Raw genomic sequence first — 25,996 nt, forward strand, 5'->3', positions numbered from 1 at the left:
CGCGGCGCGTCCGGCCGGCGGGTTGGGCGGCAAGCCGCGACACCCGGGAACACCGGGCCCGGGCACGGCCGCGCGCCGTAAGGTGATCAACGTGCCCGCTCTCGAACAGCGCCGACACCTGGTCACCGACATCCCCGGGCCCGCATCACGGGAGCTGGCCAACCGGCGGGCGGCCGCGGTGGCCCGCGGTGTCGCCAGTGCTATGCCCGTGTACGCCGCGCGCGCCGAAGGCGGCATCGTCGAGGACGTGGACGGCAACCGGCTCATCGACCTGGCTTCGGGCATTGCGGTCACCACGATCGGCAACGCCGCGCCGCGGGTGATCGACGCCGTGCGCGCCCAAGTGGCGTGTTTCACCCACACCTGCTTCATGGTGACGCCCTACGAGGGCTATGTCGCGGTTGCCGAGCAGCTCAACCGCATCACCCCGGGCGGCGGGGACAAGCGTTCGGTGTTGTTCAACTCCGGTGCCGAGGCGGTGGAGAACGCCATCAAGATCGCCCGCTCGTACACCCGCAGGACCGCGGTGGTCGCGTTCGGCCACGCCTACCACGGCCGCACCAACCTGACGATGGCGCTGACCGCCCAGTCGATGCCCTACAAGAGCGGCTTCGGTCCGTTTGCCCCGGAGATCTACCGGGCGCCGCTGTCCTACCCATATCGCGACGCGCTGGTCGACAAGCGGCTCGCCACCGACGGCCGGTTGGCGGCCGAACGCGCGCTGGAGGTCATCGACAAGCAGGTCGGCGCCACCAACCTGGCGGCGCTGGTCATCGAACCGATCCAGGGGGAAGGCGGGTTCATCGTCCCCGCCGACGGGTTTCTGCCCGCACTGCGGGCGTGGTGCGCCGACAACGACGTGGTGTTCGTCGCCGACGAGGTGCAGACCGGTTTCGCTCGCACCGGCGCGATGTTCGCCTGCGAACACGAGGGCGTCGAACCCGACCTGATCTGCACCGCCAAAGGGATCGCCGACGGTCTGCCGCTCTCGGCGGTGACGGGGCGCGCCGAGGTCATCGACGCCGTGCACGTCGGGGGTCTGGGCGGCACGTTCGGCGGCAACCCGATCGCGTGCGCGGCCGCGCTGGCCACCATCGAGACCATTGAACGTGACGGGCTGATCGAGCGGGCCCGCCAGATTGAAACGCTGATGAAAGACCGGCTGGGCCGGCTGCAGGAGGCCGACGAGCGCATCGGCGACATCCGCGGCCGCGGTGCCATGATCGCCGTCGAGCTGGTGCGGCCCCCGACCGCCGACCCGGACCCCGAGCTCACCGCGGCGCTGGCCCACGCCGCCCGTGCCGCCGGGGTCATCGTGTTGACCGCGGGCACGTTCCGCAACGTGCTGCGGTTCCTGCCGCCGCTGACCATCAGCGATGAGCTGCTCACCGAGGGCCTCGACGTGCTGGCCTCGATCCTGGCGCAGCTGTAGCGACCCCGGCCACCCCATACCGTTTAGTCGAACAGGCCGGGTTGTCCCAGGCCGCCGACCCCGGCGGGAGGCACCATGCCCAGGTGGGTCCAGGCCTGCGGGGTCGCCACCCGGCCTCGCGGAGTTCGCGCGATCATGCCGGTGCGCACCAAAAACGGCTCGCACACCTCCTCCACGGTGGCGGCCTCCTCTCCCACCGCGACCGCCAGGGTCGACACCCCGACCGGCCCGCCGCCGAAGCTGCGGGTCAGCGCCGAGAGCACGGCGCGGTCCAGCCGGTCCAGGCCGAGTTCGTCAACGTCGTAGACCTCCAAGGCGGACTTGGCGACGTCACGGGTGATGACGCCGTCGGCCCGCACCTCCGCGAAGTCACGCACCCGGCGCAGCAGCCGGTTGGCGATCCGCGGGGTGCCCCGCGAGCGCCGGGCGATCTCCTCGCCGGCCTCGGCGCCCAGCTCGATGCCCAGGATTCCCGCCGAGCGGGCCAGCACCCGCTCCAGTTCGGCCGGCTCATAGAAATCCAGGTGGGCGGTGAAGCCGAACCGGTCGCGCAGCGGGCCGGTCAGCGCGCCGGAGCGGGTGGTGGCGCCGACCAGGGTGAACGGGGCAACCTCCAGCGGAATCGAGGTCGCCCCGGGGCCCTTGCCCACGACGACGTCGACCCGGAAATCCTCCATCGCCAAATAGAGCATCTCTTCGGCCGGCCGCGCGATGCGATGGATTTCGTCGATGAACAGCACATCGTGCTCGGCAAGGTTGGACAACATGGCGGCGAGATCGCCGGCGCGTTCCAGCGCGGGCCCCGAGGTGACCCGCAGCGATGATCCGAGTTCGGCGGCGATGATCATCGCCAGCGACGTCTTGCCCAGCCCGGGCGGCCCGGAGAGCAGAATGTGATCCGGTGCGCTGCCCCGATTCTTGGCGCCCTCGATGACCAGTTGCAGCTGCTCCCGCACCCGTGCCTGGCCGATGAACTCCCGCAGCGAGCGCGGCCGCAGCCCGGCGTCGGCGTCGGTTTCCCCGACCCGCAGCGCCGCCGACACCTCCCGCTCGGTGGCCTGCGGCTCCCCGAGGCGACTCACTTCGTCTTCCCCAGCAGCGACAGCGCCGCCCGCAGTGCGCTCGACGTGCTGACCCCCTCGTGGTGACCGCTGAGGGAAGCCAGCACCCGGTCGGTGGCCTCCTCCGCCTGCTTGGCCGCAAACCCAAGTCCCACAAGGGCGTCCACGACGGGTCCGCGCACCGCGTGACCGTTGACCGTCGCTGTTGCCGTGGCCGAGGGTGCCACCTTGTCACGCAACTCCAACACCATCCGCTCGGCGCCGCGCCTGCCGATCCCGGGTACCCGGGTCAGTGCCGTCACATCGCCGTCGGCGAGCGCCTGGCGCAACGCCGGCGTGTCGTAGACCGCCAGTGCGGCCAGTGCGGTCTTCGGCCCGACACCGGAGACCCCGAGCAAGGTCAGAAACAGGTCCCGGGTGTCGGTGTCGGTGAAGCCATACAGCGTCATCGAATCTTCGCGGACGACCATCGCGGTGATAAGCCGGGCCTCGCTGCCCCGGCGCAGCGTTGCCAGCGTGGCCGGCGTGGCCATGATCGTGTAACCCACACCGGCGGCTTCGATGACGGCGTGATCCAGCGCGACATCGAGCACTTCCCCGCGAACCGAGGCGATCATCGGGCGGCCCGGGCTTTCGCGGTGAACTTCGCGCGCTGCTCGGCCGCCAGCGCCTCGGCGGCCGCCATCCGGGCGAGCATCGGCGCGCGCCAGCAGTGACAAATCGCCAAAGCCAGGGCGTCAGCCGCATCGGGTGGCGTCGGTTTAGCTTGCAGCGCAAGGATTTTGGTAACCATCGTGGTGACTTGCCCCTTGCCGGCCGCACCGTTTCCGGTGACCGCGGCTTTGACCTCGCTGGGGGTGTGGAAGTGCACGTCGATGCCGCGTTTGGCGGCCGCCAACGCGATCACGCCGCCGGCCTGGGCGGTGCCCATCACCGTGGACACGTTTAGCTGGGAAAACACCCGCTCGATAGCGAGCACGTCGGGATGATGGGTGTCCAGCCAGTGCTCGACGGCGTCGCTGATGACCATCAGCCGCCGTGACACCGGCACGTCTGCGGGCGTGTAGACCACGTCGACGTCCAGGGCGATGACCTGGCGGCCGCGCCCGGACTCGACCACCGACAGCCCGCAGCGTGTCAAGCCGGGGTCGACTCCCATCACCCGCACGTCAACCTCCCATGATGCCGAACTCTTGTTCGAGAGCCTAGCGTGCGGGGCCGACGCCGGCCGGCAGGACACGCGCCGGTGTTCACATTCGATGGTGTGTCGAGCCGGTGCGCTCAGTCCTCCTCCAGCGCGGCCAGCACCTCGTCGGACACCTCGACATTGGTCCACACGTTTTGCACGTCGTCGCTGTCTTCGAGCGCTTCGACGAGCCGGAACACCTTTCGGGCTCCCTCGAGGTCCACGGGCACACTGACCGACGGCTGAAAGCTCGCCTCCGCCGACTCGTAGTCGATCCCGGCGTTTTGCAGCGCGGTCCGCACGGCGACCAGATCACCCGGCTCGGAAATGATTTCGAAGCTGTCCCCCAGATCGTTGACTTCCTCGGCACCGGCATCCAGCACCGCTGCCAGCACGTCGTCCTCGGTCAGGCCGTTCTTTTCCAAGACGACCACGCCCTTGCGGGCGAACAGGTACGACACCGACCCGGGATCGGCCATCGTGCCGCCGTTGCGGGTCATCGCCACCCGCACCTCGCTTGCGGCCCGGTTGCGGTTGTCGGTCAGGCACTCGATGAGCACCGCCACCCCGTTGGGGGCGTAGCCCTCGTAGATGATGGTCTGATAGTCGGCGCCGCCGGCCTCTTCGCCGGCGCCCCGCCGACGGGCCCGCTCGATGTTCTCGTTGGGCACCGAACTCTTCTTGGCCTTTTGGATGGCGTCGTACAGTGTCGGGTTGCCCGCCGGGTCACCGCCACCGACACGGGCCGCGACCTCGATGTTCTTGATCAGCCGGGCGAACATCTTCCCGCGGCGAGCGTCGATGACGGCCTTCTTGTGCTTGGTGGTGGCCCACTTGGAATGGCCGCTCATCGCCGTCCTATCTCACATCCCTGTGCGTATCCCTGGCCAGACGAGTCTACGTGGGGGGCAGGGCAGCGGTTGTCGGGCCGTGAGCCGGGCGCGCCGCTACGCCTTGCCGGTGACGATGTCGACGAACAGCCGGTGAATGCGCCGATCACCGGTCATCTCCGGGTGAAAGGCGGTGGCCAGCATCGGGCCCTGCCGCACCGCAACGATGTGCCCGCCGGCACGGGCCAGCACCCGTACCTGTGGGCCGACGCGTTCGACCCATGGTGCGCGGATGAACACCGCCCGCACCGGGGCCGATAGCCCCGCGAACGTGATATCGCCTTCAAACGAGTCGACCTGCCGTCCGAAGGCGTTGCGCCGCACCGTCATGTCGATGGCGTGCAGCGGCACCGCCTCCCGGCCGGCCGCGCCCGCGTCGAGGATCTCGTCGGCCAGCAGGATCATCCCGGCGCACACCCCGAACGCGGGTAACCCGTCGGCCAGCCGGTCCCGCAGCGGCTCCAGCAGGCCGAGCTCTCGCAGCAGATGGCTCATCGTCGTCGACTCCCCACCGGGGATCACCAGCGCATCCACGGTGTCGATCTCACCGCGGCGGCGCACCGGCGTCGGCTGCGCACCGGCTTCCCCGAGTGCCGCCAGATGCTCCCGGGTGTCCCCCTGCAGGGCCAGCACCCCGATCCGCGGTGTGCTCACGGCGCGCTCACCGCGTCGGGGGCCGGTAATCCCGCGGGTAGCGGGTCAGGCCCTCCTGCATCACCGCCGCGACCAGCTGGCCGTGCGGGTTGAAGATCGTGCCCTGGGTGAGCGCACGGCCACCGCAGGCCGACGGCGAAGACTGGTCGTAGAGCAGCCATTCGTCGGCCCGGAACGGGCGCATGAACCACATCGCGTGATCCAGCGACGCCACCTGCAGGTGGTGTCGCTCCTCCAGGTGGTTGACCTGCGCCGATCCCAGCAATGTCAGGTCGCTCATGTAGGCGAGCGCGCAGATGTGCAGCACCGGGTCGTCGGGCAAGCGATCGCGGTGCCGGAACCACACCTGCTGCTGGGAGGCTTTTCCGGGCAACCTCACCAGGCGCGGCTGCGGCACGATCCGGACATCCCATTCGTCGAACTGGCTCAAGCCCGCGCCGTTGAACACCTTCATAGAACTCAATCCCGGCAGGTCGTCCGGTGGTGGCGCCGCGGGCATCGCATCCTGGTGCTCGATGCCGCGCTGTTCGGTCTGAAACGACGCCGACATCGAGAAAACGCTCTGCCCGTGCTGGATCGCATTGACCCGCCGAGTGCAAAACGACGCGCCGTCGCGGATGCGTTCGATAAGAAAAACCGTGGGCGCCTTGGCATCTCCGGGGCGCAGAAAGTAACCGTGCAGCGAGTGGACGTGATAGCGAGGATCAACGGTGCGAACCGCGGAGACCAGCGCCTGGCCGGCGACGTGCCCGCCGAAGGTGCGTTGCCAATTATCCGACTCCGGGCTGAACACCCGCCCGCGGTAGATGTTGACCTCGAGTTGCTCGAGATCAAGAATCTCCTCGATCGACATGCAGGGTGTCTACCAGCCACGCTCGGCGAGCCGCTGGCCCGTGGCGATCTCGGCCACGTTCGTGCCCACCATGGGCTCGCCCAGCCCGCGCGACACCTTCGCCAGCACCTCCGGGTCGTCGTAGAAGGTGGTGGCCTTGACGATGGCGGCGGCCCGCGCCGCCGGATCGCCGGACTTGAAGATTCCGGAGCCGACGAAGACACCCTCGGCGCCCAGTTGCATCATCATGGCAGCGTCGGCGGGAGTGGCGATGCCGCCCGCGCAGAACAGCGTGACCGGCAGCTTCCCGGCCCGGGCCACTTCGACGACCAGCTCATGGGGGGCTTGCAATTCCTTAGCGGCCGCGAACAACTCGTCTTCGGATAGCGAGGTCAGGCGGCGGATTTCACCGCTGATGGCCCGCATGTGCCTGGTCGCGTTGGAGATGTCGCCGGTTCCGGCCTCACCCTTGGAGCGAATCATCGCCGCACCCTCGCTGATCCGGCGCAGCGCCTCACCGAGGTTGGTCGCGCCGCAGACGAACGGCACCGTGAACTTCCACTTGTCGATGTGATGCGTGTAGTCGGCGGGAGTCAGCACCTCGGATTCGTCGATGTAGTCCACGCCCAGGGTTTGCAGAATCTGCGCCTCAACGAAGTGACCGATACGCACCTTGGCCATCACCGGGATGGTGACGGCGTTGATGATGCCTTCGATCAGATCCGGGTCGCTCATCCGGGCGACGCCCCCCTGGGCGCGGATATCGGCGGGTACCCGTTCCAGCGCCATCACCGCCACCGCGCCGGCGCCCTCGGCGATGCGGGCCTGCTCGGGGGTGACGACGTCCATGATCACGCCGCCCTTGAGCATTTCGGCCATGCCACGCTTGACCCGCGCGGTTCCTATTTGCCCGGCGCCGGTTGCGGAAGCGGCGGTGTCCACTGCTGGCTCTCCTTCAATTTGGTCCCGATCAAGTTTAGTGGTGAGCGGGAAAACGAGTTTTCCGGCCGCTCCCGAAGCGATGGTGGCGCACTCGCGCCGCGGCTCGCACCGGGCAGCCGGGCCGGTCCCGGAACCCCGCTGTCTTTGCCGATTTCGGTGAAAGCCGGGCTGGTGTGGTGCTAAATCTCTATTGGGCTGTCTTGGGCTCTATTGGGCTGAGCGGCAGCCCGGGGTGTCGGTGTGCGCCGTCGGGTGACCACCCAAGCCGCGAAGCGGCGGGACCAACCCGGTTGAGGAGGGATCGGGATGTTGGCGGATTTCGCGCTGTTGCCGCCGGAGATCAACTCCGGCCTGATGTACACCGGTCCGGGTGCCGGTCCGATGCTGGCCGCCGCGGCCGCCTGGCAGGGGTTGGCCGCCGAGCTGGGGTGGGCGGCGTCCTCGTTTGCCGCGGTGGTCGCGGGACTGACCGGCGGTCCGTGGCTGGGTCCGGCGTCGGTAGCGATGGCGGCCGCGGCCAGCCCCTACGTGACGTGGTTGACGACGACCGCGATCCAGGCCGAGCAGGCATCCGCCCAGATCATGGCCGCGGCGGCCGCCTACGAGGCGGCGTTCGCGATGACGGTTCCCCCGGCGGTGATCGCGGCCAACCGCGCGCAATTGCTGGCGCTGACCGCCACCAACTTTTTCGGCCAGAACACCCCGGCGATAATGGCCACCGAGGCCCAGTACCTGCAGATGTGGGCCCAGGACGCCGCCGCGATGTCGGGCTACAACGCCGGCACGTTGGCGGCGACCGCCCGGTTGACGCCGTTCGATGAGCCTCCCGACGGGCCGGCCGGGACGGCGGCCCGCGGCGCCGCGCAGGCCGCGGCGGCGGTGGCATCGACCCGGGCGCAATCCGTCCTGTCAACCGCGTCGCAGCCGCTCAGCGCGGTGCCCCAGCCGCTGGAGTTCGCCTCGTCACCGACGTCCGGGCTGTCCTCACTGGGCATGCTCTCGACGCCCGCCGAGTTTGCGATGTCCCCGATGAGCATGCTCATGAGCCCGCTGGCAAGCGGTTCCAACCCGCTGACGAGCGCCGCCGGCGCCGGTGTCCCCGGCATTGGCGCGGCCCTGGCCTCCGAGACCGGCCCGAGTTGGAGCGCATTGGGCCCGACGCGGCTGGGCGCCCCCGCGGTGTCGGCGGGTCTGGGTCGGGCGGGCTCGATCGGAGCGCTGTCGGTGCCACCGAGTTGGACCGGCGCCCCCGCACCCGCGGCGACGCCGGCTCCCCCGGCCGCCGGGCCGCCCGGTGCCGGGGTGGGCCAGGTTGCCACCGGCTTGCCGAGAATGCCGCTTCAGCCCCCGACCGGTCCGGCCGCCCGGGGGGCCCCGGCGGTCGCGGCCCCCCGGGGTCCGGGTGTGATACCGCGGGTGGTGGTCGGCTAGTCAAGCGGAGCAGGCGATGTCGTTCGTTCTCACCACCCCGGAGTTGCTCACCGCGGCCGCCGGTGATGTGCAGGGGATCGGCGCGGCGATCGCCGCCGCGAACGCGGCCGCGGCCGCCCCCACAACCGGGGTGCTGCCCCCGGCTGCGGATCCGGTGTCGGCGCGCACCGCGGCGCTGTTTTCCGCCTACGCCCAGCGTTATCAGGCGCTCAGCGCCCGCGCGGCGGCGTTTCATCATCGGTTCGCGCAAACCTTGGCCGCCGGAGGGGAGTCGTACGCGGAATCCGAGGCCGCCAACACGGCCGCGACCCGACTGACGTCTCCACTCCCGTCGCAGCACCTCGCTTCCCCGGGATCGTTGGGTCATCCGGGCAGCGGCACCCCCACCACCGCAACCTTGGGCAACAGCACCGGGGCCAATCAAATCCTGGCCCGCGCCACCGTCGGCGGTCAAAATCCCGGGACGGCAAACCCCGCCGGGCGACCCGTCACCGGCGGCGTTCCCGGCGGCCAGAACATCGGCGTCCAGGCGGCTCACCCGGGTACCCTCGCGGGCCGGGTGCACGGGTTCAATTCGGCCGCCGGCAACGGAAGCACCCCAGACCCTGGAACCGCCCACGCCGCGGCCCGGACCACGGCGACCTCGACAACCTCGACTGCCTCGACGGGGACCTCGACGTCACCGGACGACGTTGCGCTGATCATGGGCGGCACCGGTAACCCGCAACCCAGCCCCGGCTACGTCAACGCCGTCTACGTGCGCTACATCCAACCCTATTATCCCGGCTACACCCCGGAGGGGCTGTACACCCCCGAGCAGTTCTGGCCGGTTACCGGCCTCACCAGCGAGACCTTCGGTCAGTCGGTCCGCCAGGGCGTCCAGCTGCTGAACAACGCGATCATGACGCAGATCGGCGAGGGCCATCACGTCATCGTGGTGGGCTATTCCCAGAGCGCCACGATAGCCACCATCGAGATGCGTCATCTCGACGCCCTGCCGGCCAACCTGCGGCCGAGTCCCAGCATGCTGCGATTTGTGTTGCTGGCCGACCCGAACAATCCCAATGGCGGCGTCCTCGAACGTTTCCATGGCCTCTACATCCCGGTCCTCAATGTGCATTTCAATGGCGCTACGCCGCCGAATACGCCTTATCCGACAACAATCTACACATTCCAATACGATCCTTTCGCCGACTTCCCGCAGTACCCGATCGATATCCCGGCGGACCTGAACGCACTTTTAGGCGTCTATTCTGTGCACACCGCATATCCGAGCCTTTCTCCCGCAGAAATTGCTTCCGCCATTAAAGAAACTTTCGATATGACTACCTATTACCTGATTCCCAACCCGAACCCGCCGCTGGTACAGCTGCTGCGCCAGATCGGTGTGCCCTCACCGATCGTCGACCTGATCCAGCCCTTCCTTCGGGGGATCATCGACCTGGGCTACGGGACCGGGCCCGCCTATGTTCCCACCCCGGCCCAGTTGTTCCCGTTGCCCCCGCACCTCGGCCTGTTCAATGCGGCCGGCGGTCTCAGCGTTGGCGCCGCGGTGGGAATACCGGACCCGCTGGCCGCGGGATTGTCCCCGTCGGCCGAACTTCCGCACGTCCTGGAGCCGGGTTTGGTGTAGCTCAGGTTTACCTCCGGTCCTGGCGGGCGGCGGCGTCAGCGGATGGACTGCAACTCGCGCGGCGGACCGGGTATCTCCCGATCGGCCAGCGCGTTCGCGTCGGCAAGCAGTTCGGAGAGCTGCAGCGGATACACGGTTTCCCCGGCAGCGACCAGTTCGGCGATGTCGGCGGCGTGGCACCAGCGCGAGCCGTGGATGTAGTGGCGCTCCAGATCGGTGCGCCCCGCCGGCGACGGCTCGAACCGCCGGGTGCGGTACACGAAGAAGAACTCCCGGCTGTCCAGCACCGAGCCGTTGAACTCGAAGACCGCGTCGCGCCGCCAGATCGGCCCGATCATCTCGGTGGGCTCGACCCGTAAACCGGTCTCTTCGGCCAACTCTCGCGCAGCGGCTTGGGCCAGCCGCTCGCCGGGCCGCACCCGCCCGCCGACGGTGAACCACCATCTGGGCGCGGCGCCATCGGTCACCGAGGGATCCGAACCGCACAGCAACAGCACCGCGCCCGTCTCGTCGAGCAACACCACGCGCGCAGAGGTGCGCTGGCTGGACACGCCATGGTCCGCGTGCGCCAGCGCATATGATCGTTCGGCGATCTCGAAATAGCTTGGCAGCGCGGCGGTTCCACCCAACCGCAAGAGGCGCACCAGGGGTCGTTCGCGCAGGGCCAGGGTGTCGCGGACGGCGTCGTTGTGGAATCGGCGGGCCAGCAGCACCCGCGCTTCGGCGTCGGCCAGCTCGGCGACCAGCGCCGACGGCAGCGTCGCCGGGTCGATCATCGCCAGGGCGCCCGACAGCTCGTTTTCCGCCGCCTCCCGCGCCTGCCGGGGGGCGCGCTCGGCGGCGTCGGCCAGCGCCACCAACCGTCTGCCTTGCGGGCTGGAGTGTCCGGTGCCGTAGACATCGGCCGCTATCGCCCGGGCCACGACGGCGCGCCGCGCCAGCGCGGCGTCCAGCGCCTGCCAGGACAGGTCATAGCGAACGTGCAGCCGGTCCAGGCGGTTGGCCGTCTGATACACCCAGGCGACCATCACCGCCAGCACGGCGACCAGCACGATGATCCCGAAGACGGCGAGGTCCAGCCACGTCATCAGCCCGCCACCCGCACCTTGCTGCCCGACCGGGCGACGGTCTCATACACCCGGATGATCTGGCCGGCCACCACCGACCAGTCGTAGTGGCGCACCGCGACGGCACCGGCCCGGACGTAACGCTCCCGCAGGATGTCGTTTTCCAGCACCTCGATCAGCCCGGCGGCCAACGCGGCGCTGTCGTCGACCGCTACCAGCTTTCCCGCCGCGCCGTCACACAACACCCGCCGGAAGGCGTGCAGATCGCTGGCCACCACGGCGGTTCCGGCCGCCATCGCCTCGACCAGCACGATGCCGAAGCTCTCCCCGCCGGTGTTGGGCGCACAGTAGACGTCGGCGCTGCGCATCGCCGACGCCTTGCCGGCATCGTCGATTTGCCCGAGGAAGCGCAGGTGGCCCCTCAATCGTCCGGCCTGGCTGCGTAATTGATCCTGGTCGCCACGACCGACGATCAGCAGTTCCAGATCGGGAAAACGCTCTACCACGCGGGGCAGGGCGGCCAGCAGCACGGCCATGCCTTTGCGGGGCTCATCGTAGCGGCCCAAAAACAGCACCGTCTTGCCCGGCCGGGGGTATCCGGCCAGCCGGGGGGCCGAGGAGAAAAAGGCGACGTCGACCCCGTTGGGTATCTCCACCGCGTCGGAGCCCAGGGCCTCCATCTGCCAGCGCCGGGCCAAGTCGGACACCGCGATCCGGCCGACGATCTTTTCATGCCAGGGCCGCAGCACCCCCTGGAACACCGACAGCGTCAGCGATTTGGTGGTCGAGGTGTGAAATGTCGCCACGATCGGACCCTCGGCCACCCGCAGGGCCCACATGGACAGGCTGGGAGCATTCGGCTCATGCAGGTGCAGCACGTCGAAATCGCCGTCGGCCAGCCAGCGCCTCACCTTGCGGTGGACCGCCGGGCTGAACTGCAGCCGGGCCACCGAGCCGTTGTAGGGAATCGGGACGGCCTTGCCCGCCGAGACGACGTAGTCGGGGAGCTTCACATGCGGCGACGAGGGTGCCAGCACGCTGACGCTGTGCCCGCGAGCGCGCATCACCTCGGCCAACTGCAGCACGTGCGACTGCACCCCGCCCGGCACGTCGAACGAGTACGGACACACCATGCCGATGCGCATCAGCCGTCCCCTAACCCGGCCCGCCCCTCATCCGGCCCGCTCGCCCCATCCCTTCCCGGGCCGTTGCCGCCCGCGTCGTCGCGCGGCTGGGCTAGATCGGCCAGCCACTGCGGCTGCAGCATATGCCAGTCGGCCGGGTGGGCGGCGATGTTCTTCGCGAACCGGTCCGCCAGCGCCTGCGTGATGACGGCGACGTCACCGCTGGCGCAGTCCAGCGCCGGAAACACCTCGAACCCCCAGCCCTCGTGGTGCCGCGAATCCTCGAACCAGCAATGCACCGGGAGCAACGCCGCCCCGGTTTCGATCGCCAGTTTCGCCGGCCCAGCCGGCATCCTGGTGGGCTCGCCGAAGAAATCGACTCGCACCCCGCTGCGGGTGAGGTCGCGCTCGGCCATCAGGCAGACCACCCGGTTCTCGCGCAGTCGCTCGCTCAGCAGCTCGAACGGCGGTCGCTTGCCGCCGGAGAGCGGTAACACCTCGAAACCCAGGCCCTCACGGTAGGCGATGAAACGCCGGTACAGCGACTCGGGTTTGAGCCGCTCGGCGACGGTGGTCGTGGGGCCGTGGGTCTGCACCAGCCACACCCCGGCCATATCCCAGTTGCCGCTGTGCGGCAATGCCAGCACCGCGCCGCGGCCGGCCGCCAGCGCGCCATCCAGGTGCTCCTTCCCGGCGACCGAGTCGTGCAGCTGCCGGGCCAGCTTGCGGTGGTCCATCGCCGGCAACCGGAACACCTCCCGCCAGTAGCGGGCGTAGGAGGCCAGCGAGGCCCGGATCAGCGTGTCGGGCACCTCCGTCGGTGCCACGCCGAGGACCCGGGCGAGGTTCTTGCGCAGCTGAATCGGGCCGCCGTTGCGGGCCGCGTAGCGGGCACCGGCGTTAAAGACACCGCGGGCAACGGATTCCGGCATGGCGCGCACCAGCATCCAGCCGGCCGCATACCCCCAATCGGTCACCGTGCCGCGCCACCGGAAGCCGCCGGCAGCGGGCATGGTCAGACCCGCCGGCATCGAGATCACCGCTCGGCCTTTCGCTGTTGCGCCCGATCGCCGTCCCGGCAGAGGGGATCGGCGGCCCCGGGTGAGATCCGCACGGTGTGCAGCCGCTGGATGACGGTGATCACGCTGGTCACCGCGAGCAGCCACATCGCCACGGGCAGCGCCCACGGCAGCGGAACGACCGGCAGATCCGACACCCCGGCACCGACCAGCACGATAATCAACCGTTCCGGGCGTTCGATCAGGCCGCGGTCGCCGGCGAGCCCGCTGGCTTCCGCCCGGGCCTTGATGTAGGAGATCACCTGCGAGGTGACCAGGCAGATCAACGTCGCCGCCACCAGCGAGGTGTGGTGCAGCCCGAACGCCGCCCACCACGCCAGTCCGCTGAACACCGCGCCGTCGCTGATGCGGTCGCAAGTGGCGTCCAGCACCGCGCCGAAACGGCTGCCGCCACCGCTTTCCCGGGCCATCGCCCCGTCGAGCATGTCGAAATGCACAAAAAACCACACCACCAGCGTGCCGGCGAACAGCCGGCCGGTCGGAAACAGCGTCAGCGCGGCCAGCACGCCCGCCGCGGTGCCGACGATGGTGACACCGTCCGCGGTGAAGCCGGCCCGCAGCAACGCCCGCGCCACCGGTGCGGTGACACCGCTGAAGGCGGTCCGGGCCAGCCGCAGCTTGCTCACGGTTGCCGCTCCCATTCGGCGGCCAGCAGCCGGCGGGTGTCCCGCAGCAACTGCGGCAGGACCTTGGAGTCGCCGATGATGGTGATGAAGTTGGCGTCGCCACCCCACCGCGGGACGACGTGCACGTGCAGGTGTTCGGCCAGCGAACCGCCCGCCGACGTCCCCAGGTTCAGGCCGACGTTGAAGCCGTGCGGCCGCGACACCGCCTTGATCACGCGGATCGCCTTCTGGATGAACGCCATCAGCTCGGCACTCTCCTTGTCGGTGAGATCCTCTAGTTCGGATACCCGCCGGTACGGCACGATCATCAGGTGGCCGGGGTTATACGGATAAAGGTTGAGCACCGCGTAGACCTGCTCGCCCCGGGCCACCACCAGACCGTCCTCGTCGGGGAGCTGCGGGATGTCGGTGAACGGCTGTGCGGGGGAGGCGTTGTCGCGCCGCAACGGGGCCTCGGCCAGATAGCTCATTCGATACGGTGTCCACAGTCGCTGCAGGTGATCGGGTTCGCCGACACCCCGGTCGATGATGCTCGCCGACTCTCCGGCGGCGCATTGCCCGTGCCGGCGCTGCCCGCCGCCACCGCTGCCGGAGTCCGTGATCGTCTCCGGGTTGCGATCCGCGGCTGCGAGTTCCTCGTCATTCACGACTGGCTACTTTCACCAGATCGGCTGTGGGGGCTGCATTTTGGCGCTCGGCTATCCACTTCACGATGGCTGCGACCGCCTCATCGCAGGCCACGCCGTTGATCTGGGTACGGTCGGGAAACCTAAAGCTCACCGCGCCGGCACGGATGTCGCGGTCACCGGCCAGCAGCATGAACGGCACCTTCTGGTTGGTATGGTGCACGATCTTTTTGGCCATCCGATCGTCGCTGGTGTCGACCTCGACCCGCACACCGTGCGACTTCAGCTGTGCGGCTACGTTTTCCAGATACGGCACGTGATCATCGGCGACCGGAATACCGACCACCTGCACCGGCGCTAACCACGCGGGGAACGCTCCGGCGTAATGCTCGGTGAGGATGCCGAAGAACCGCTCGATCGAGCCGAACAGCGCGCGGTGGATCATCACCGGCCGCCGCCGGCTGCCGTCGGCGGCGGTGTACTCCAGCTCGAAACGCTCCGGGGTGTTGAAGTCCAACTGGATGGTCGACATCTGCCAGTTGCGCCCCAGCGCGTCGCGGGTCTGCACGGAGATCTTCGGGCCGTAGAACGCCGCCCCGCCCGGATCGGAAACCAGCTCCAGCCCGGACGCCTGCGCGACTTCCGCCAGGGTGCTGGTGGCCGCGTCCCAAACCTCTTCGGACCCCACGAACTTCTGCGGGTCCCTCGTGGAAAGCTCCAGATAAAAGTCGGTGAGCCCGTAGTCGCCGAGCAACTCGAGCACGAACCGCAGCAGTGACGCCAGCTCGTCGCGCATCTGTTCGCGGGTGCAGAAAATGTGCGAGTCGTCCATGGTGAACCCGCGGGCCCTGGTCAATCCGTGCACCACGCCGGATTTCTCGTAGCGGTAGACGGTGCCGAACTCGAAGAGCCGCAGCGGAAGCTCCCGATAGGACCGACCGCGGGCCCGATAGATCAGGCAGTGCATCGGGCAGTTCATCGGCTTGAGGTAGTAGTCCTGCCCGGGTTTGCGCAGGCTGCCGTCGTCGTTGTATTCGGCATCGAGGTGCATCGGGGGGAACATGCCCTCGGCGTACCAGCTCAGGTGCCCGGAGGTGCGGAACAGCCGCGCCTTGGTGATGTGCGGGGTGTTGACGAATTCGTAGCCCGCCTCGATGTGCTTGCGCCGCGAGTACTCCTCCAGTTCCCGCCGGATGATACCGCCCTTCGGATGGAAAACCGGTAGACCGGAACCGATTTCATCCGGAAAGCTGAACAGGTCCAGCTCCAGGCCCAGTTTGCGATGGTCGCGGCGCTGGGCTTCTTCGATCAGCTTCAGGTGACGCTCGAGCGCCTCCTGCGACTCCCAGGCTGTGCCGTAAATGCGTTGCAGGCTGGGATTGTTCTGATCCCCCCGCCAGTAGGCGGCGGAACTGCGGGTGAGCTTGAAGGCCGGAATATAGCGGGTTGTGGGGATGTGCGGTCCGCGACACAAGTCGCTCCACACCCGTTCGCGGGTGCGGGGATTGAGGTTGTCGTAAGCGGTGAGCACGTCACCGCCGACCTCCATGATCTCGGCGTCACCGGACTTGTCGTCGATCAGCTGCAGCTTGTACGGCTCGTTGGCCAGCTCGGCACGGGCCTGCTCTGTGGATTGGTAAACCCGCCGGGAGAACAGCTGACCCTCCTTGACGATCTGGCGCATCCGCTTTTCCAGCGCCGCCAAGTCCTCCTCGGTGAACGGCTCCGCCACGTCGAAGTCGTAGTAGAACCCGTCGGTGATCGGCGGGCCGATCCCCAGCTTGGCCCCCGGGAACAGGTCCTGGACGGCCTGGGCCAGCACGTGCGCGCACGAGTGCCGGATGACGCTGCGGCCCTCCTCGGTGTTGGCGGCCACCGGGGCGACCTCGACGTCGCGCTCGGGCGCCCAGCTCAAGTCGTGCAACGCACCGTGAGCGTCACGCACCACGACGACCGCGTCGGGCGCTCCCCGGCCCGGCAACCCCGCCGCCCGCACCGCCTCGGCCGCGGTGGTACCCGCGGGCACCCGGATCAGGGCTGCGGCGGCGGGTTGTGCGGGGGCACTCATCGGGATCGTCTCCAACGCGTCGGGGGCATCTGGTCAGTGTCTTGGGCTGCGTCTTCCGGTATCCGGGAATTTGCGTCAACCGTTGTCATGCTATCGGTGCCGGGCGGCTCCGGGCCCGGGCACCGGCGGCCGCCGGGCGAAGGCGACGGCCGCGCCGCCGGCAAGACTCACCTGCCGTCTTGCCGATCGGTGCGCCGCGCGCGGCGCGTCAGGCGTTCTGCTCTCCGATCGCCGCTAGCATCTCGATCTCTTCGTCGGAGAGCGTGATCTCGGCGGCGGCGACGTTCTCCTCCAGATGCTCCACCTTGGAGGTTCCCGGAATCGGCAGCATCACCGGCGATCGGTGCAACAGCCACGCCAGGGCCATTTGCGCGGGGGTCGCATCGTGCTCGGCGGCAATCCGCCGCAGCGGGCCGTCCGTCGCCGCCAGTGACCCGGCGGCCAGCGGGAACCATGGGATGAAGCCGATGCCCTGCTCGGCACAGGCGTTCAACACCGGCTCGGCGCGGCGGTTGGTCAGGTGGTAGAGGTTTTGCACCGAGGCGATCGGCGCGATCTGCTGAGCGGCTCGAAGCTGCTCGACGGTGACCTCCGACAGGCCGATGTGGCGGATTTTGCCCTCCTCCTTGAACTTGAGCAATTCACCGACCTGGTCCGCCAGCGGGAAGTCGGGGTCGATGCGGTGCAGCTGAAACAGGTCGATGGTGTCGACGCCCAAGCGGCGCAGGCTCATCTCGACTTCCTGGCGCAGATAGCTCGGATTGCCCAACGGGATCCACACATCCGGCCCGGTGCGCAGCAGCCCGGCCTTGGTCGCGATCACCAATCCCGGATAGGGGTGCAGCGCCTCCCGGATGATCTCCTCGGAGATGTAGGGGCCGTACGAGTCGGCGGTGTCAATGAAATTGACGCCGAGTTCTACCGCCCGGCGCAACACCCGAACGGCCTGGTCGCGGTCGGCGGGCGGCCCCCAAACCCCCGGCCCGGTCAGGCGCATCGCGCCGAAACCGAGCCGGTTGACCGTCAGGTCACCACCGAGGGGGAAGGTGCCGGATGCCTGGGCGATGCGATATGCGGTCACGGCTATGACGGTACGCCAAGGCTGCGGCGCCCCGCACGCGACTCGGCCGTCGAACCGGTGCTTCCTTCCCCGGTGCCGGCCCGGCTATCACCGCGTGCACCAAGCCAATTCCCAAACCGTTGCTACCCGCTGCGACCTCAGCCGGATAGCAGCAGAGCCCCGGCCACCAGCAAAGCGATCACCTTGATCACCTCCAGCCCGACGTAGACGTGGTGGCTGCGAGAGCGGCGCGTGCCCAGCCCGGCCAGCACCGTGTCGGAGCGGCGGTTCAAAAAGGGCCGCACCGCCCCCAACTGGAGGGCCAGCGCGGCGAACGCGACAATGAACGCCGCCGTGGCGCCCGCAGGTGGCATCCGGGCCACGCTGGCCAGCAGGATGACGATGACGAACCCGACCTCCACGCCGTTGAGCGCACGGAAAACCAGACGGCCGATGCCAAGGCCGATCTGCACTGTCACGTTGGGCGCCCGGAATTTGAGCGGCGCCTCCAGAAACGAGATGGCCAGCACCATGCCCAGCCAGACAAAGGTGATAGCCACCGTAACCGCCGATGACGCGCTCATGCCGTGGCTCCGTGCAATCTTTTCTGCGATCTTTCCTGCGATCTGAGGTGCGCCACACACAGATCGGGTTCGGCGAACGCGTCCAGCCGATCAACCAGGATTGGTGCCTTCCAGGTTTCCAGGGCGCCCTGCATGAGCCCGAGGTGAACCGGGCAGATCACGGTCCCCCGGGTTTCGGCGAGCTCAAGGAACGGGCAGTGCCGCAGGCCAATCTGTTTCTCCCCGTCGGCGTCGCGGCGCTCGGGAGCGAAACCGAGCTCGTCAAGGACCGCGATCAGCCGAGTGATTGAGCCCTCCACGCCGATCCGTCTCGCGCGCCGACCCGGTGCTTCCAGCCGCCGGCCCCAGGCTCGGCCCGCGGCCACCGCTTTGGCCCGTGGATTCGGGTCGGCGGCGAACCCGTTCGCCAGGATCTCGGCGAGCAGCCGGTAGCGGCGCGGTCCGCCACGATCCATCTGCCGGATCGCCTGAAACAGCAGCGCCGGGCGTCCCGGACCTCCCCGACCGGGCGGCACGCGCTCCACCTGTCCGTCACCGACCAGGGTGTCCAAATGGAAGCGGACGGTGTTGGGATGCACACCCAGCTCATCGGCGATCGCGGCGATGCTCATGGGCGTGCCGGCCGCCTTCAGCACGCGGAGCACCTCACGACGACGGCCGGCAGGCTCCCCGGATGACCTGGAGATGACGTTCACGCTCCCTGGGACTCGCTTACCCTCGGCAGGCTAGCCACCAACGGAGCGTCGACGCCCAGTGGGCCGAGTTTGGCGGCTCCGCCCGGTGATCCGAGCGGCCCGTCGCGGCCCGGCAGGGTCTGGTAGAAAAACGCCGCGTTGTCCGCTTGGTAGGGCTGCAGCTCTTCCGGCAGGTCGTCCTCATAGTAGATCGCCTGAACCGGACACACCGGTTCGCAGGCTCCGCAATCCACGCACTCATCCGGGTGGATGTAGAGCGCGCGAGCGCCCTCATAGATGCAGTCCACCGGGCACTCCTCCACGCAGGCCCGGTCCATCACGTCCACACAGGGCTCCCCGATCACATACGTCATGTCCGCGGAGTTTACACAACCTGGTTTGTGAAAACTAGGAAGGCTAGGTTACCCTTTTCAAAACCATAGGAAGGCACCCGAATCCATGGCCGACACCGAACTCGACGTCCGGCAGCTGCGCAAGCCCGACAAACACCCGAAGATCTTCGCCGCCTACGCGGCGCTATCGGCCGGTCAGTCCTTGGTGCTAGTCACCAACCACGACCCCAAGCACCTGCGCCAGGAATTCGCCGCCGGCCATGCCGGCAGTTACCGCTGGGAGTACCTGGAGAGCGGCCCCACGGTCTGGCGGTGCCGCATCACCAAGCTCACCGCCACCCCACTACCCCGGATCCTGGTGAACACCGCCGAGGCCACCGCCATGGAGCCGGACCGGCGAGGCGCGGTGTGGAAGCTCGACGTCCCGGACCGAGACCTGGACTGCAACATCATCGCGCTGCCACCCGGTGGCGGGATCGACACCCACGCCGGTGCCGAGGTCGACGTCGTAATCCACGTGCTGGCCGGCAGCGGGCAACTCGTCACCGAGGGGGGAACGATCGACCTGGCCCCTGGCGCGCTGTTGTGGCTGCCTCGACGCTCCCAGCGGCAGTTCCGCGCCGGCCGCGACGGGCTGCGCTACCTGACGGTGCACCGCAAGCGCGAGATCGTGCCGCTGACCCCCGCGGTGCGGGAGGCGGGCTGATGATCGGTCGACGAGACGCCTCGCGAGCGGCACTGCCGGCCGCACGCCGCGCCGATACCACCGTGCAAGGGCATTGGCTGTTGGCACGGTTGGGCAAACGGGTGCTCCGACCGGGGGGTCGTGGGCTCACCCGCACCCTGCTGGCCCACGCCGGGGTGTCCGGGGCCGACGTGCTCGAGCTGGCCCCGGGGCTGGGCCGCACGGCCACCGAGATCCTGGCCCATCACCCCCGTTCCTATCTGGGTGCCGAGCAGGATCCCGACGCCGCGCATTCGGTCCGCGGCCTGGTCGCCGGGCACGGCGATGTGCGGGTCACCGACGCGGCCGATACCGGCCTGCCCGACGGCAGCGCCGACGTCGTCATCGGCGAGGCGATGCTCACCATGCAGGGCGACCCGGCAAAGCACGCCATCGTCGCCGAGGCGGTGCGGGTGCTGCGCCCACAGGGCCGTTACGCCATCCACGAACTCGCGCTGACACCGGACACCGTCGCCGAGACCGTCAAGACCGACGTCCGGCAGTCGCTGGCCCGCGCGATCAAGGTCAACGCCCGCCCGCTGACCATCGCCGAGTGGCGGCGGCTGTTGACCGATCACGGGCTGGTCGTCGACCACGTCGCCACCGCCCCGATGGCGTTGCTTGAATGGCGGCGGCTCATCGCCGACGAGGGTCTCCTCGGTGCACTGCGGTTCACCAAGAACCTGCTCACCCACCACGACGCCCGTCGGCGCGTGCTTCAGATGCGCCGCACCTTCCGCAACCACCGGGAACGGTTGACCGCCGTGGCGATCGTTGCCCACAAGCCCGGCCCGCCGGTCCGATGATCGCTGCGCCGGGCGGAGCCGCCCGGCCGCGTGGGGCGCGCCGGGCGGCGCCGATCGCGCCTGAAGGTCACTCGTCGGCGAACACTGTGACCACACACACTTCGGGCTCGACGAACGGCTCGAGTTCGACCCGTGGCACCGGCCGCGATCTCACCGTCGAGGAGCCTTCGGCCCTAGCGGTATTGGCGAGCATCCCCTGCAACAAGCCCCGGTGCAGCGCACAGCCAACCTCCGGATAGGCGCGAGCCAACTCTCGCACCGGACAGGCGTGCAGCCGAATGTTACGCCGCATGGTGCCGTCCGGTGGCTCGGCGGCCGGGGTCAACTCGGGGCAAAACCCCATCCGTTGCAGCAGGTCCGCCGTCATTGCGGCCCGGCGATCGAGGGCTGTGCGCGCCGAGGAAGAATTCGATTCACCTTGTGTCGCACCATCTTCCCCCAGTGCACCCGCAAGCCGAGCGGCCCATCGCCACCCCGCCCGCTCAGCGCGTCGCCGGCGTGTTTCCGCGGTGTCGCCCAGCTCGAGCGCCAGCAGCTCGGCGAAACTCCGATAGTCAAGGCGTCCGTGCACCGCCAGGTAGCCGGTGCGGGGGCGACCGACCCCGGTCCGCTTCATGCGGGTTCGCGTGATAAACCCTTGGTCGCACAAGGTGTCCAGGTGAAACCGCGCGGTGGAGACATGCAGCCCCAGCCGCGCCGCCAGCTGGGCCGCGTCGACCGGACCGTATTCACGGACCAGTTGCAGCACCCGGTCGCGTTGCCGTGGCACCGGTTGCGGCGGCCGGTCCCCGCGCCTGGGCTGAACCGCCATCCCGGTGCCCCCTCCGTCGGTCTACCACTCGTGACATTTAGCGGATATTATTCGTTGATATTAGCGGAGCTTTGCCGTTCGTCACTATAGGAGACGAACAGATGGGTGCCGGAGCCGACCAACCGTGTGCGGCCGGTGCGACACGAGGCGGCGGGGACATAGCGGCGGCAGGCCGCGCGATGAGAGCCTGAAACGCGATGGCCGACGCATCCGTTCAGCCGCACCCGGGATCGGCAAGCCCCGCTCCCAGGCCGGGCAGCCGGGTGAGGCCCCCAACGTTCCCGCTGGGCGAGCTTGAGGCCCGCCGGCCGTTTCCGCCACGGCTGGGACCGAAGGGCACCCTGCTCTACCGGCTGATCAGCACCACCGATCACAAGACGATCGGCATCATGTACTGCGTCGCCTGCTTTGCGTTCTTTTTCATCGGCGGGCTGCTGGCGCTGCTGATGCGCACGGAGTTGGCCGCGCCGGGACTGCAGTTCCTGTCGACCGAGCAGTACAACCAGCTGTTCACCATGCACGGCACCATCATGCTGCTGTTTTATGCCACCCCGATCGTGTTCGGCTTCGCCAACCTGGTGCTGCCGCTGCAGATCGGCGCCCCCGACGTGGCGTTTCCCCGGCTGAATGCGCTGTCGTTCTGGCTGTTCGTGTTCGGCGCGCTGATTGCCATCGCCGGGTTCATCACCCCCGGCGGGGCCGCCGACTTCGGCTGGACCGCCTACACCCCGCTGTCCGACGCCGTCCATAACCCGGGCGCTGGTGCTGACCTGTGGATCATGGGGCTCGCGGTCGCGGGTTTGGGCACCATTTTGGGTGCGGTCAACATGATCACCACCGTGGTGTGCCTGCGCGCACCCGGGATGACGATGTTTCGGATGCCGATCTTCACCTGGAACATCCTGATCACCTCGATCATGGTGTTGATCGTGTTCCCGGTGCTGACCGCCGCGCTGTTCGGGCTGGCCGCCGACCGACACCTGGGTGCCCACATCTACGACCCGGCCAACGGCGGCCCGATCCTCTGGCAGCACCTGTTCTGGTATTTCGGGCATCCCGAGGTCTACATCGTGGCGCTGCCGTTCTTCGGCATCATCACCGAAGTTATCCCGGTGTTTTCCCGCAAGCCCATCTTCGGCTACACCACCATGGTCTACGCCACCATGAGCATCGCCGGCCTGTCGACGGCGGTATGGGCGCACCACATGTTCGCCACCGGCGCGGTGCTGCTGCCGTTCTTCTCGTTCATGTCGTATCTGATCGCGGTGCCCACCGGGATCAAGTTCTTCAACTGGATCGGCACCATGTGGAAGGGCCAGCTGACCTTCGAGACACCGATGCTGTTTTCGGTCGGCTTCCTGGTCACCTTCCTGCTGGGCGGTCTGACCGGGGTGCTGCTGGCCAGCCCGCCGCTGGACTTTCACGTCACCGACAGCTATTTCGTGGTCGCGCACTTTCACTACACCCTGTTCGGCACCATCGTGTTCGCCACCTTCGCCGGGATCTATTTCTGGTTTCCGAAGATGACCGGCCGCCTGCTCGACGAGCGGCTGGGCAAACTGCACTTCTGGTTGACCCTGATCGGCTTTCACACCACGTTTTTGGTGCAGCACTGGCTCGGGGACATGGGCATGCCGCGCCGCTACGCCGACTACCTGCCCAGCGACGGGTTTCAGCCGCTCAACGTCGTCTCCACCACCGGCGCGTTCATCCTGGGGGTCTCGATGCTGCCGTTCGCCTGGAACGTGTTTCGCAGCTGGCGCTACGGTGAGCCGGTGACCGTCGACGACCCGTGGGGGTACGGCAACTCGCTGGAGTGGGCCACCAGCTGCCCGCCGCCGCGGCACAACTTCACCGAGCTGCCCCGGATCCGCTCGGCCCGCCCGGCGTTCGAGCTGCACTACCCGCACATGGTGCCGCGGATGCGCGCCGAAGCCCACATCGGCGGGCCTCGTCGGCGGCTCGGGGGTGCCGCCGTGCGGGCACCTGCGACAACACCGGCACGGCGCTGACGGCGAGACGCGCGTGACAAGCCAAGAAAGGCGGCTAAATGTCAGGTTGGGTCGAAAAGCGGAGCCCCTACCCGGTGCCGGACACCCTGGACCGCCTGGAAAATAGCCTCGTCGAACGGGACTGTACCGTGATGGCGCGGATCGATCACGCCGCCAATGCAGCTGCGGTCGGCATGGATTTGCGACCCACCCAGGTGCTGTTGTTCGGCAAGCCCCGTTTGGGTACCCGGCTGATGCAGGCCGAGCAGACCCTTGGCATCGATTTACCCTCGAAAGTTTTGGCGTGGCAAGACACTTCCGGTGAAGTCCGGCTCGGCTACCGGGATCTACGGGCAATCGTCGCGAAACACGATGACCTGGATAACGCTAAGGCGGCGGCCGAGGAACTCGCGAGCCTCATCGACCAGGCCACCGATGCGGCGATCGCGCCGCCACCATCGCCGCCTCACCCGCCGGGGCCCGCGAAACCTCGGTGAAACACGCCCTGCCCGACGTCGCCGCCCGATCGGCTACCGTAAGGCGCGTCACCATCCTGGCGGAGTCTAGAGGGTTTGATGGCGGCCGAAGAACTTGTGGTCCTCGCTGTATCCGCCGTGCCCACTGCCGATTTCGGAGTAGTGAGCGAGGAACTCGATCCCTTTGATCCACTTGACTTGCTTGAAGCCGTGCTGAAGCTCGTTGCGCAGCCGCAGCGGTGCCCCATGACCGTAGCTCAACGGCTCGTCGTTCATGTTGTAGGCCAGCATGGTCAGGTGGTGGCTCATCTGTTTGATGGGGTGCACGTTGTAGTAAATACCGCCGGTGGCACCGAGCCCCATCGAATAAAACGCCACCCACTTGGCCTCTGGCAGCGGTTTGACGATGTCCATGATCGTCTGCATGGAGACCCCACCCCATTTGGCGACACCCGACCATGCCTGGATGCAAAAATGCTGGGTGATCTGCTCGTGGTAGGGCAGCGCCTTCAATTCGTCCAGTGAGAACTCGGTGGGGTTTTCCACCAGTCCATAGACCCGCAGCCGCCAATCACGAAAGCCGTTTTTCTCCAGCTCTTTATACTCAACACTGTCGGGCAGGCGGCCATTGTGCCAGAAGTAGGGCGAGATGTCTTTTTCGGTGAAGGCGCCCGGCTCGGGATTGAGGTGTTCTAGCAGGCGCTGCACCGGGCCGATCAGTTTGTCGCCCACCCGCTGCACCACCCGAGGGTGCCGAATCGTAAACGGGGTGGCCGCCACCCAGCCCACGGCCGTCACCGCCATGGCCAGCGAGAAAATCCCGAAACCCACCCAACTGTTGTCGTCGCGGGCGGCGAACATGTGGTTGAGGTTGCGCAGCGCGCTGGTGGCGAACACCAGCGTGACGTGCACGATGATGAAGAAGATGAAATAGACCAGCACCAAAAAGTGCAGCGAGCGTGCGTGCTGGATGCTCAGCCGCTTGCTGATCACGGTGAAGCGCATCGACAGCGCCGGCGACATTCCCAGACCGGTGATCAGCGCCGCCGGCGCCGCGATGAAGATCGTGGTGAAATAAGCCAGCAACTGCAAACCGTTGTAGGCGACCCACCCGTTGTCGGTCGGCCAATCCAGCGACAGGTACTGAATCGCCACCGACGCCGCGTTGGGGAACACGTCCCAGCTGGTGGGCACCACGTGGCGCCACTGGCCGGTGGCGAAGAGCAGCACGTAGAACACCAGCCCGTTGAGCAGCCACAGCACATCGGCGCCCAAATGCCACCAGCGGGCCAACCCAATGGAGTGCCGGAAGCCGGGCAGCCCGAATTGCGACGGCAGCGCGACCGTGTCGTCGTTGGCGGTCCAGTAGCCCTCCGGCACCGGCGGACCGACCCGCAGCCACTCATCCTTACCCGGTGTGCAATTGCGGCTGAAGTACAACCGCGGATGGTCGCAGAGGATCTGAATCCCGGAGCGGATGATAAACACCATCAAAAACAGGTTGAAAAAATGCGTCCACCCTTCCCAGGGGTGGATGCCCGCCGGCACACCACGCGTGTCGGTGCCCGGGTAACGCTGAATAAACGCCTGCACGGCCGGCATGTTGTGTAGGCCTTTGCCGATCGCCACCGCCGCGACCAGCAACGCGTAACCGATCGGGATCAGCCACAGCAGGTTAAACCACTTGTCGCGGCCCACCCGCAGCTTGGGCGCGCTGGCCCGCCGGGAAAGGTCGAAACCGCCGCCGTAAGTCTGCAGATCGATGTGATCATCGGCGGGATGGATCTCCTCGCTATAGGACTCCAGCTCCACCTCGACGAGCTCCGCATCACCGTGCAGTTCGTGGTGGGCCGAAACGTCAAGAGT

26 protein-coding genes are annotated in these 25,996 nt (G+C 68.0%); 7 read left to right on the top strand and 19 right to left on the bottom strand.

What is annotated here, in order from left to right; genetic code table 11:
* Positions 1 to 91 precede the first annotated feature (91 nt).
* A complete protein-coding gene (gene gabT, locus QJR12_RS13080; RefSeq protein WP_300582923.1) occupies positions 92 to 1,432 on the top strand; it encodes a 4-aminobutyrate--2-oxoglutarate transaminase in 1,341 nt (446 codons plus the stop codon).
* Positions 1,433 to 1,455: 23 nt separating this feature from the next.
* Here the strand turns inward: gabT and ruvB are convergent, their stop codons facing one another.
* The 7 genes from ruvB to pdxS all read right to left on the bottom strand — a co-directional run bounded on the left by ruvB (position 1,456) and on the right by pdxS (position 6,997).
* A complete protein-coding gene (gene ruvB / locus QJR12_RS13085) occupies positions 1,456 to 2,514 on the bottom strand; it encodes a Holliday junction branch migration DNA helicase RuvB (protein ID WP_300582926.1) in 1,059 nt (352 codons plus the stop codon).
* Positions 2,511 to 3,110, bottom strand: coding sequence for a Holliday junction branch migration protein RuvA (ruvA, locus tag QJR12_RS13090; protein ID WP_300582929.1), 600 nt, complete (start codon positions 3,108 to 3,110; stop codon positions 2,511 to 2,513). The genes ruvB and ruvA overlap by 4 nt, the downstream gene beginning before the upstream one ends.
* Positions 3,107 to 3,661, bottom strand: a complete 555-nt coding sequence (locus QJR12_RS13095) for a crossover junction endodeoxyribonuclease RuvC (protein ID WP_300582931.1) — start codon at positions 3,659 to 3,661, stop codon at positions 3,107 to 3,109. The genes ruvA and QJR12_RS13095 overlap by 4 nt, the downstream gene beginning before the upstream one ends.
* A gap of 113 nt (positions 3,662 to 3,774) precedes the next feature.
* Positions 3,775 to 4,530 (bottom strand): YebC/PmpR family DNA-binding transcriptional regulator, encoded by a 756-nt coding sequence (locus QJR12_RS13100; protein ID WP_300582934.1) that lies wholly within the window; start codon positions 4,528 to 4,530, stop codon positions 3,775 to 3,777.
* 96 nt (positions 4,531 to 4,626) lie between these two features.
* A complete protein-coding gene (gene pdxT, locus QJR12_RS13105) occupies positions 4,627 to 5,223 on the bottom strand; it encodes a pyridoxal 5'-phosphate synthase glutaminase subunit PdxT (RefSeq protein WP_300582937.1) in 597 nt (198 codons plus the stop codon).
* Between the two features lie 7 nt (positions 5,224 to 5,230).
* Complete coding sequence (gene tesB / locus QJR12_RS13110; RefSeq protein WP_300582940.1) at positions 5,231 to 6,076, bottom strand: acyl-CoA thioesterase II; 846 nt, start codon at positions 6,074 to 6,076, stop codon at positions 5,231 to 5,233.
* Between the two features lie 9 nt (positions 6,077 to 6,085).
* On the bottom strand, positions 6,086 to 6,997 hold the full coding sequence (pdxS, locus tag QJR12_RS13115) for a pyridoxal 5'-phosphate synthase lyase subunit PdxS (protein ID WP_300582943.1): 912 nt from the start codon (positions 6,995 to 6,997) through the stop codon (positions 6,086 to 6,088).
* 306 nt (positions 6,998 to 7,303) lie between these two features.
* On the opposite strand from pdxS, the gene QJR12_RS13120 reads away from it, so the two are divergent.
* Entirely contained in the window at positions 7,304 to 8,428 is a 1,125-nt protein-coding gene (locus tag QJR12_RS13120) for a PPE family protein (RefSeq protein WP_300582946.1), read from the top strand.
* 16 nt (positions 8,429 to 8,444) lie between these two features.
* On the top strand, positions 8,445 to 10,061 hold the full coding sequence (locus tag QJR12_RS13125; protein WP_300582948.1) for a PE-PPE domain-containing protein: 1,617 nt from the start codon (positions 8,445 to 8,447) through the stop codon (positions 10,059 to 10,061).
* 35 nt (positions 10,062 to 10,096) lie between these two features.
* Here QJR12_RS13125 and QJR12_RS13130 read toward each other — a convergent pair whose 3' ends face one another.
* From QJR12_RS13130 to fdxA, 10 genes are all read right to left on the bottom strand, one after another.
* Positions 10,097 to 11,149 carry an NUDIX domain-containing protein gene (locus QJR12_RS13130; protein ID WP_300582950.1) on the bottom strand — a complete coding sequence of 351 codons (1,053 nt, stop codon included), beginning with the start codon at positions 11,147 to 11,149 and terminating at the stop codon, positions 10,097 to 10,099.
* Positions 11,149 to 12,273 carry a glycosyltransferase family 4 protein gene (locus QJR12_RS13135; protein WP_300582953.1) on the bottom strand — a complete coding sequence of 375 codons (1,125 nt, stop codon included), beginning with the start codon at positions 12,271 to 12,273 and terminating at the stop codon, positions 11,149 to 11,151. The genes QJR12_RS13130 and QJR12_RS13135 overlap by 1 nt, the downstream gene beginning before the upstream one ends.
* Positions 12,273 to 13,283 (bottom strand): phosphatidylinositol mannoside acyltransferase, encoded by a 1,011-nt coding sequence (locus QJR12_RS13140; RefSeq protein WP_300582956.1) that lies wholly within the window; start codon positions 13,281 to 13,283, stop codon positions 12,273 to 12,275. Before QJR12_RS13140 ends, QJR12_RS13135 begins: the two co-directional genes overlap by 1 nt.
* Before the next feature lie 5 nt (positions 13,284 to 13,288).
* Complete coding sequence (pgsA, locus tag QJR12_RS13145) at positions 13,289 to 13,957, bottom strand: phosphatidylinositol phosphate synthase (RefSeq protein WP_300582959.1); 669 nt, start codon at positions 13,955 to 13,957, stop codon at positions 13,289 to 13,291.
* Entirely contained in the window at positions 13,954 to 14,487 is a 534-nt protein-coding gene (locus QJR12_RS13150; RefSeq protein WP_300583436.1) for an HIT domain-containing protein, read from the bottom strand. The genes pgsA and QJR12_RS13150 overlap by 4 nt, the downstream gene beginning before the upstream one ends.
* Positions 14,488 to 14,596: 109 nt before the next feature.
* Complete coding sequence (gene thrS / locus QJR12_RS13155) at positions 14,597 to 16,651, bottom strand: threonine--tRNA ligase (protein ID WP_300582962.1); 2,055 nt, start codon at positions 16,649 to 16,651, stop codon at positions 14,597 to 14,599.
* A 208-nt stretch (positions 16,652 to 16,859) separates the two neighbouring features.
* Positions 16,860 to 17,717, bottom strand: a complete 858-nt coding sequence (locus QJR12_RS13160) for an aldo/keto reductase (protein ID WP_300583438.1) — start codon at positions 17,715 to 17,717, stop codon at positions 16,860 to 16,862.
* A 152-nt stretch (positions 17,718 to 17,869) separates the two neighbouring features.
* Positions 17,870 to 18,295, bottom strand: coding sequence for a hypothetical protein (locus QJR12_RS13165; protein WP_300582964.1), 426 nt, complete (start codon positions 18,293 to 18,295; stop codon positions 17,870 to 17,872).
* Positions 18,292 to 18,990: a helix-turn-helix domain-containing protein gene (locus QJR12_RS13170; RefSeq protein WP_300582967.1), complete on the bottom strand. Its 699-nt coding sequence runs from the start codon at positions 18,988 to 18,990 to the stop codon at positions 18,292 to 18,294. The genes QJR12_RS13165 and QJR12_RS13170 overlap by 4 nt, the downstream gene beginning before the upstream one ends.
* Positions 18,987 to 19,343, bottom strand: a complete 357-nt coding sequence (fdxA, locus tag QJR12_RS13175; protein WP_300582969.1) for a ferredoxin — start codon at positions 19,341 to 19,343, stop codon at positions 18,987 to 18,989. Before fdxA ends, QJR12_RS13170 begins: the two co-directional genes overlap by 4 nt.
* A gap of 85 nt (positions 19,344 to 19,428) precedes the next feature.
* Here fdxA and QJR12_RS13180 point away from each other — a divergent pair, with 85 nt between their 5' ends.
* A complete protein-coding gene (locus QJR12_RS13180) occupies positions 19,429 to 20,028 on the top strand; it encodes a DUF2249 domain-containing protein (protein ID WP_300582971.1) in 600 nt (199 codons plus the stop codon).
* Positions 20,028 to 20,852: a methyltransferase domain-containing protein gene (locus QJR12_RS13185; RefSeq protein ID WP_300582974.1), complete on the top strand. Its 825-nt coding sequence runs from the start codon at positions 20,028 to 20,030 to the stop codon at positions 20,850 to 20,852. Before QJR12_RS13180 ends, QJR12_RS13185 begins: the two co-directional genes overlap by 1 nt.
* Positions 20,853 to 20,919: 67 nt before the next feature.
* On the opposite strand, the gene QJR12_RS13190 is transcribed toward QJR12_RS13185, so the two are convergent.
* Entirely contained in the window at positions 20,920 to 21,663 is a 744-nt protein-coding gene (locus QJR12_RS13190) for a MarR family transcriptional regulator (protein ID WP_300582977.1), read from the bottom strand.
* Positions 21,664 to 21,926: 263 nt separating this feature from the next.
* Between QJR12_RS13190 and ctaD the strand changes: the two genes are divergently transcribed.
* Both ctaD and QJR12_RS13200 read left to right on the top strand, forming a co-directional pair.
* Positions 21,927 to 23,675, top strand: coding sequence for a cytochrome c oxidase subunit I (gene ctaD / locus QJR12_RS13195; RefSeq protein WP_300582980.1), 1,749 nt, complete (start codon positions 21,927 to 21,929; stop codon positions 23,673 to 23,675).
* 38 nt (positions 23,676 to 23,713) lie between these two features.
* A complete protein-coding gene (locus tag QJR12_RS13200; RefSeq protein WP_300582982.1) occupies positions 23,714 to 24,151 on the top strand; it encodes a DUF302 domain-containing protein in 438 nt (145 codons plus the stop codon).
* A 66-nt stretch (positions 24,152 to 24,217) separates the two neighbouring features.
* Here the strand turns inward: QJR12_RS13200 and QJR12_RS13205 are convergent, their stop codons facing one another.
* Positions 24,218 to 25,942, bottom strand: a complete 1,725-nt coding sequence (locus QJR12_RS13205) for a molybdopterin-dependent oxidoreductase (protein ID WP_300583440.1) — start codon at positions 25,940 to 25,942, stop codon at positions 24,218 to 24,220.
* Positions 25,943 to 25,996: the final 54 nt, after the last annotated feature.

It is taken from the genome of Mycobacterium sp. (genome assembly GCF_029961025.1).
GTDB lineage: Bacteria > Actinomycetota > Actinomycetes > Mycobacteriales > Mycobacteriaceae > Mycobacterium.